At 58.6% G+C, this 6,288-nt stretch carries 7 protein-coding genes and 1 pseudogene; 5 read left to right on the top strand and 3 right to left on the bottom strand.

Going from position 1 to position 6,288, the window contains the following annotated elements; all coding sequences use genetic code 11:
• Positions 1-770: 770 nt before the first annotated feature.
• The 3 genes and pseudogenes from EN750_RS14190 to EN750_RS14180 all read right to left on the bottom strand — a co-directional run bounded on the left by EN750_RS14190 (position 771) and on the right by EN750_RS14180 (position 2,555).
• Positions 771-987: pseudogene (locus EN750_RS14190) on the bottom strand (hypothetical protein).
• Between the two features lie 200 nt (positions 988-1,187).
• A complete protein-coding gene (locus EN750_RS14185; RefSeq protein WP_127396786.1) occupies positions 1,188-1,544 on the bottom strand; it encodes a response regulator in 357 nt (118 codons plus the stop codon).
• Positions 1,545-1,553: 9 nt separating this feature from the next.
• Entirely contained in the window at positions 1,554-2,555 is a 1,002-nt protein-coding gene (locus tag EN750_RS14180) for a PAS domain-containing sensor histidine kinase (protein ID WP_127396785.1), read from the bottom strand.
• A gap of 422 nt (positions 2,556-2,977) precedes the next feature.
• On the opposite strand from EN750_RS14180, the gene EN750_RS14175 reads away from it, so the two are divergent.
• The 5 genes from EN750_RS14175 to EN750_RS14155 form a co-directional block, all read left to right on the top strand.
• Positions 2,978-3,175 carry a hypothetical protein gene (locus tag EN750_RS14175; RefSeq protein ID WP_127396784.1) on the top strand — a complete coding sequence of 66 codons (198 nt, stop codon included), beginning with the start codon at positions 2,978-2,980 and terminating at the stop codon, positions 3,173-3,175.
• Entirely contained in the window at positions 3,162-3,458 is a 297-nt protein-coding gene (locus EN750_RS14170) for a hypothetical protein (RefSeq protein ID WP_189526200.1), read from the top strand. The genes EN750_RS14175 and EN750_RS14170 overlap by 14 nt, the downstream gene beginning before the upstream one ends.
• A gap of 953 nt (positions 3,459-4,411) precedes the next feature.
• A complete protein-coding gene (locus EN750_RS40730) occupies positions 4,412-4,774 on the top strand; it encodes a hypothetical protein (RefSeq protein WP_245482703.1) in 363 nt (120 codons plus the stop codon).
• A gap of 81 nt (positions 4,775-4,855) precedes the next feature.
• The gene (locus tag EN750_RS14160) at positions 4,856-5,353 is read left to right on the top strand and encodes a ferritin-like domain-containing protein (protein WP_127396783.1); all 498 of its coding nucleotides are present in this window, start codon (positions 4,856-4,858) and stop codon (positions 5,351-5,353) included.
• A gap of 158 nt (positions 5,354-5,511) precedes the next feature.
• The coding region (locus EN750_RS14155) for a hypothetical protein (RefSeq protein ID WP_127396782.1) at positions 5,512-6,288 on the top strand (777 nt) is incomplete at its 3' end.

Raw genomic sequence — 6,288 nt, 5'->3', positions numbered from 1 at the left:
AGAATATACCGCGCACAAAATGGCGGTGAAGCGCGGCTAAAACGCTTGGCGTGGCGAAGGTCATCTGCCTGCAAGGCCGGCCTTCAGCCATTCGGCCTCCGGATCACGGTCTGACCGCCGTTTTAGCTTGGATCATCAAATGTTATCGCCGCTACGCGCTTAGCCAACTACCGTCCCTGAATGCATTTGGAGGGGTGCAAATGAAGTCGTATTGCGTTGAAGAGATCGAATTCGGTTCAGTCGTCGCGACGTCTCAGGTCGTTGCAAGCACGCCGTTCGAAGCTGCTGCTTTAGTATGTCGCCGAGCCGTCACCCTCCGCAGGGGAGAGGAAGATTGGATCAGGGTTACGGAAACGGGCTTGAAGCAAAATCGCGACAGCCGTCGGCCGGTCGAGTACGAGTACCATGGCATTGGACAGCGTCGGTGAGTTCAAGGTGGCGGCGGACCGAGCGCATGCTGCAACCTCAACTTCAGGCGACACAACAACTCCCAATGAAGACGGTATCTTTCTCCAAGGCTTATACGTGGACCGCCCCAGGTTAGTTCCGCCTGGGTGGTAGAACCCCAAAGTCTACCGAACGCAAGCCCCCCGTGGTTGCGTCGTCGTCCGCCGCGGTAAGGCCAAGACGAAACAACTCGCGAACGGCGTCAGATCGACTCGGCATTCGTCGCTCAAACCGCCACGCATCCAGCATTGCCAGTTCCTCGGCATTGAGCATGATCTGTAGACGGTATGTTCGTTTGTTGGGCGGCACGTTCTGCTATCTCATCAATCTGCAATACCGGCGTCGTGATGGACGATTGCGTCGAGGATGACCTCATAGACGCTGCCGGTGTCTTCCTCAATCTAGTGCTGCTGATGCCGACCGACTTCGCGTCGGCGAACAGCTTGTCAACTCTGCAATCGAAATGATATCGGCACCAACCGTCTCGGGCACGTTGGCGCCTATCCACTTGTACAAAAAGTTAGTCCCGCGGGTGCTCATGTCAGGATAAGCCGAAATGATTTATTAGGTTCCGCGCATGTGCTTCCGCAACGGAAGAACGCTTGCCGTACCCACCACGAACGAAGCGCGAAGTGTGGTCATTTATCTGACGTAGGCGCAATGTTCTTGTCGAGGCACGAAGCGCCTGACATCCCGCATTTGCTTCACAAATCAAGGCTGCGGGTTGCGCGCGCGGCTAATCAGGATTTCGTCAGCTCTTCTAACGCGGCCAGCAGACGTTGATCGCCAGTAGGTTTGCCAACGTTCGGCGCTCCAGCTAGCGCCGCGCCGCCAAGTCGCTCGGGATTTTGGTACGCGCTTGCAACTGCGAACGGAACACCACGCGCCACTAGGAACTCTGCCACCGGCGTGACCAGTTCGTTTCGCAGGTTAACGTCGAGCAGTGCGACCGAGGGCTGTTCCTCGTCAAGCAGCCGGAGTGCATCACGTACGGTCGCTGCGGGGCCTATAACTCTCCACCCATGCATCTCAAGCGTCTCTTTTAGGTCCATGGCAATGAGAAACTCGTCCTCGACAATCAAAACAGTGCTTGGCATGACCGCCCTTCAACTGGCCGGAGACGCAATCCCCAGCGGAATGACGATCTCAGCTTCTAAACCGCCAGCTGCATAATCTTGTTCCACACGTCCCCCTAAGCTGTAGGTCGTAGCGGCTTGAATGAGTTTGGTGCCATACCCCGTGGTGGTGGGAGGAGCCACGGCAGGGCCGCCGCTCTCCACCCAGTTGACACGAAGTTGGGTGTTGTTGTCCTCTAGATGCCAGCTAACCTGGACCCGGCCGCCTGACACCGACAGCGCCCCGTATTTGGCGGCGTTCGTCGCCAGTTCATGCAGAACAAGGCTTAACGACATCATTGTACTCGGTGACAGCGTCACAGCCGCCCCGGGTTCGATGAAAACTGCCTCGGGATCGGCGGCGTAAGGTGCAAGCACGCGCTCGATCAGGGCCGGCAGATCGGAAGCTTGCTCGGTGAAAGCCATGTCCTGCGCTTCCACCAAGGCACCAAAGCGGCCCAGGAAGTCGTCGCGGAACTCCACTGCCGAACGGCCGTCGGTGCTGGTCTGGCGGGCTAATGATCTCGTCACGGCGAGAAGGTTCTTCATCCGATGCTGGAGTTCTTTAAACAGCATATCCTTCGCTGCATCGCGATGAGCGCGGTCAGTTACGTCTACGATGCTGAGCAGCATTGTATGACTGGCTGTATCGGGATGGTGGAGTGTGCGAGCAGTCAGCAGCATTGTTCTCCGGCCAAGGCCGGGGAAATCGTGCTCGACCTCATAATTGATCAGCGCTGAGGATTTCGGGATTACTTCCGCCAACAACCGACGCAGGGCGGGGATGTCCCACTGACCATTGCCAAGTTCATAGAGGGGCTGTCCGATGGTCTCGTAACGATCAACGTTGAACGTGTGAAAAAAGGAGAGGCTGGCTGCCTGTACGCAAAGGCTTTGATCCAGCACAAGCAAGGGATCCGCAATCGTGTCGACGATGCCCTGTAACTGAACGTGGCCGACGCGCAAAAGGCGGTAGAGGTCTTCCATATTCATCGTGCGCGATCCTGCATAGAGGGGCCTAGGTTACAGAACGAACCATCGTCCTGCAATCGGCGGTATGCCGCCGTGTGCTCCTAGAGTCTGAGCAGATCATACCTCCCGATAATCCTGCAGCGAAGCATGCCAAGGCACGTCGCGCCGTTCATCCAATGGAACGCGACGGGACCGATGTAGCCGAGCACGGTAGGAGCGACGGTGCGTAAAGGTTAGCCGAGCCAGACGCCCCCTTTTGCCCACCACCATAGGCCGGAAATCCAAATTCGAATGGCAATACACTCACCTGCCTTTGGTTCCAAAAATAAATGTGTGGCTACCTGGCTGGATAGGAGTACATTTCCATTGTCGCCCGCACCGTCTCGGCAGATGGGCGCTTGGAAGTCAACTCCGGTGCTTTCGCCCAACAAAGGGAGGAAGCTATGGCTTCGCAACTGAAGGACTGCGGTCCTGATACCGTTGAAATAACTGAAAACTTTGGCGAATGGTTCGTCCGCGTCGTGCGAGACGGCAAGGCCCACGTAAGCACGTTCGAAATGGAATCCTATGCTCGCGCCTTCGCCGAGGGGCAGCGGCTCGGTTTGGGCATATCAAAGGAGAACTGCCGTGAGCAACGCTGACTACGCGCGACAACCCAAAAAGCACTTTACCGGCGCTAGTGCCCCTTACGCCGCGGCAGAATTCGCCGAGAAATACGGCCTGACCTTGAGATCTGCTCAGATACTTCTCTTCGTTAATGGACCGTCGCGGGTTGCATGTGACGCTGCGGCTCGCGCGTTCAATGAAGCTGTGGCGATGCGGAACAGACAACGGCAGACCGCCAATCCCGCAACGCCTGTCGAAAAGGAGGACGCGCTGCAAGGTCGCGTTGTCCATCAAGGTCTGATCGCGAGCGATTGCTAGGGATCGGCCCACGTTCTGTTCCGAATTGATCCCGATCAAATTCATAACCGTCGCACGCATTGTGAAATACGCATCCCATACCGAAGCCGTTACAAATCTCCTCCGTGTCTGCAATGCAGAGAGGACGAAGGGGACGGATTTCCCGACGATTTGGAAGGACGTCCTAAAGGGCGATCCTTGTGTGAAAGGCTTGCCCATCCAGGACCGGGGCGAGCACGGCCCCATCTTGAAGATTCCCCTGACCACCGGTCAATTCCTTCTCTTCCTCGGATCTCACGTTTCTCTCTTGTAGGAAATCGTCACAGAGCCTCACCCAGCGCGCGTTTCCACTGGCCGCCCTCCTTATTAGACCGCAGAAGCGTCCGGCGCGCTCTGGCGCTTCCCTGTGCGGGCGATAGTGGCAAGCATTCGCGCCGCAATGCGGAATCGGTCAAGCGTTTCCTGTTGTTCCCGCTCCCTATCACGCCTGAACATCTCCGGGAGCGGTTGCCAGTCGGCCGGCTTGAGCTTCATGCACGGGTCAAGCCGCCGTCAAAGGAGAAACTGCCGGCCCGTTCAAGACCGTGCCATCAGGAGCAAAATGCGAGCCATGGCATGAGCAGCCCCAGCACTGCTCGGTAGAATTCCACGCCACCTCGCATCCCGAGTGCGTGGCCGAGCGCTGATGGAACCTCCATCGAGATGGCGACAGGCGGCAATTTTTCGTAGGCCGTCGCGAAGGATCCCGCCCTGGCCGGGCGCGAGTTCGTCCGGTGAGTTCACTTCGCCGGGCAGCACGTAGCCCGCGAGATTTTTGACCACGGATAGGTTTTTCGAACGTAGTTGATCACACCCGAAGGCGTCTTGCGCGAGGGCTCATAAACTGCGGCCCAAGGTTTGTGGTATGGGAAATCAAATCTTTCAAGAGAAGACCAGAGAGCGCTCCATGGGTCATCCCTTGTCCGGAGTCGCCGGTGACCACGACCGACTTGCTACCGCGATTGATGCCGATGAAGGCGGAACAATCGATCGTATCGAGAACCTGCCCGGACCAGCGCTCAAAGCCCGCGATCGATCTTGGCGCGGCGTTCGACGAAGCTGGGAATCTCGTCGCAGACTCCCACCAGCGCACGGGCATAGCCGGTCTCTATGTTGCAGGCGACGTCATCGACGGAATCAACCAGATCGCGGTGGCCTTCGGGCATGCGGCGATCGCAGCCGGCGACATCCACAGCTATCTTGCGACGACCGACCAACGCGGCCCAGCTTGTACGGCTGGGTTGCGATACGCGACGGCCCCACAACATGGCGGCCAGACTTGTTTCGGGAACCTTTGATCGGTTGCGCGCTTGTTGAGCATGCGCTTCACGACCCCGTGAACGGCAACGCACAAAGATGCGCACCAAAGGAAAACTCACATGGCAAAAGAAAAGACGCTGGAAGATCTCTTCCACGATACGTTGAAGGACATCTATTACGCGGAAAGGAAGATCCTGAAGGCCCTTCCCAAGATGGCGCGCGCGGCTTCATCTCCCGACCTCAAGGCAGCCTTCGAAAAGCACAAGGACGAGACTGAAGGTCACGTGGAGCGGCTACAGCAGGTGTTCGAATTGATGGGCAAGCGTCCTCAAGGCAAGACATGCCCAGCGATAGACGGCATTCTCGAAGAGGGCGACGAAATCGCTGAGGAGTTCAAGGGCACGCCGGCCCTCGACGCTGGCCTGATCTCGGCCGCTCAGGCGGTTGAGCACTACGAGATCACACGCTACGGCACGTTGAAGCGCTGGGCGGAAGTGCTCGGCATGAACGATGCCGCCGCGCTGCTCGAGCAAACGCTTGGCGAGGAGTCGATGACGGACGAGGCGCTGACCGGCTTGGCGGATGCGTCCGCCAACGAGATGGCGAAGGCCGCCTGACCAACACAGCCACCCGCCAACTATCGGGTGGCTGTTTCAATTTGAATTCCTATTTTTGACAGGAGACCACCATGGGTCGCGGCATTCTGCTCTGGCTTCTCGGCATTTCAATACCGATCATCATCGTCCTCGCTCTGTTCATGCGATAGGTGATCAGAATGGCTTCAACCCTTTCGGCGAGAGATGTCGCCGCCCCAGTGGAATCCTCCTCCTCGGCAGTCAGTTGGGGTCCAATCTTTGCCGGCGCTTTCGCTGCCGCAACCCTCACCTTTGTCCTCATACTGCTGGGCTCCGGGCTCGGGCTGACGATGGTCTCTCCTTGGTCCGGCGAAAGCGCCAGCGCGACGACCTTCGCGGTCTCCACTGCGATTTGGCTCGTGATCGTGCAGTGGCTGTCGTCAGGTCTCGGCGGCTATCTCACGGGACGACTTCGCACCAAGTGGGTCGGTATCCACACGGACGAGACCTTCTTTCGGGATACCGCGCATGGCTTTATAGCCTGGGCGCTCGCGACAATGCTGGTCGTTTTCGTGCTGGGCTCCGCGCTGTCTTCCGCGATCGGTACCGGCGTGCAGGCGGCTTCGACCGTTGCCGCGGGAGCGGCGATGGGAGCCTCTGCAGGTGCAACCGCGAATGCTGGAGAAGGTGGCGCGACCGATGCGGCCTCCTATTTTGTGGACGCGTTGTTCCGGCCAAGCGATCCGGCGAGGCTGGCGGCGCCAAGCGCCGAAGGTGACGCGGCTGCTGCTCCCCAAGCCTCGCGCATACTTGTTGCAAGTGCGGCCGCCGGCGAGGTTTCGGCTGACGACAAAACTTACCTTGGCCAACTCGTTGCGGCACGCACAGGCCTTTCCCAGGCCGATGCGGCGGCACGGGTCGATGCGGTCCTAGCCCAAGTGGAGCAGGCAAAGGTTACCGCGCAAGAGGCTGCCGAC

Source organism: Mesorhizobium sp. M7A.F.Ca.ET.027.03.2.1, from assembly GCF_003999175.1.
Taxonomy (GTDB): Bacteria; Pseudomonadota; Alphaproteobacteria; order Rhizobiales; family Rhizobiaceae; genus Mesorhizobium.
This window is presented reverse-complemented; position numbering and strand designations above follow the sequence as displayed.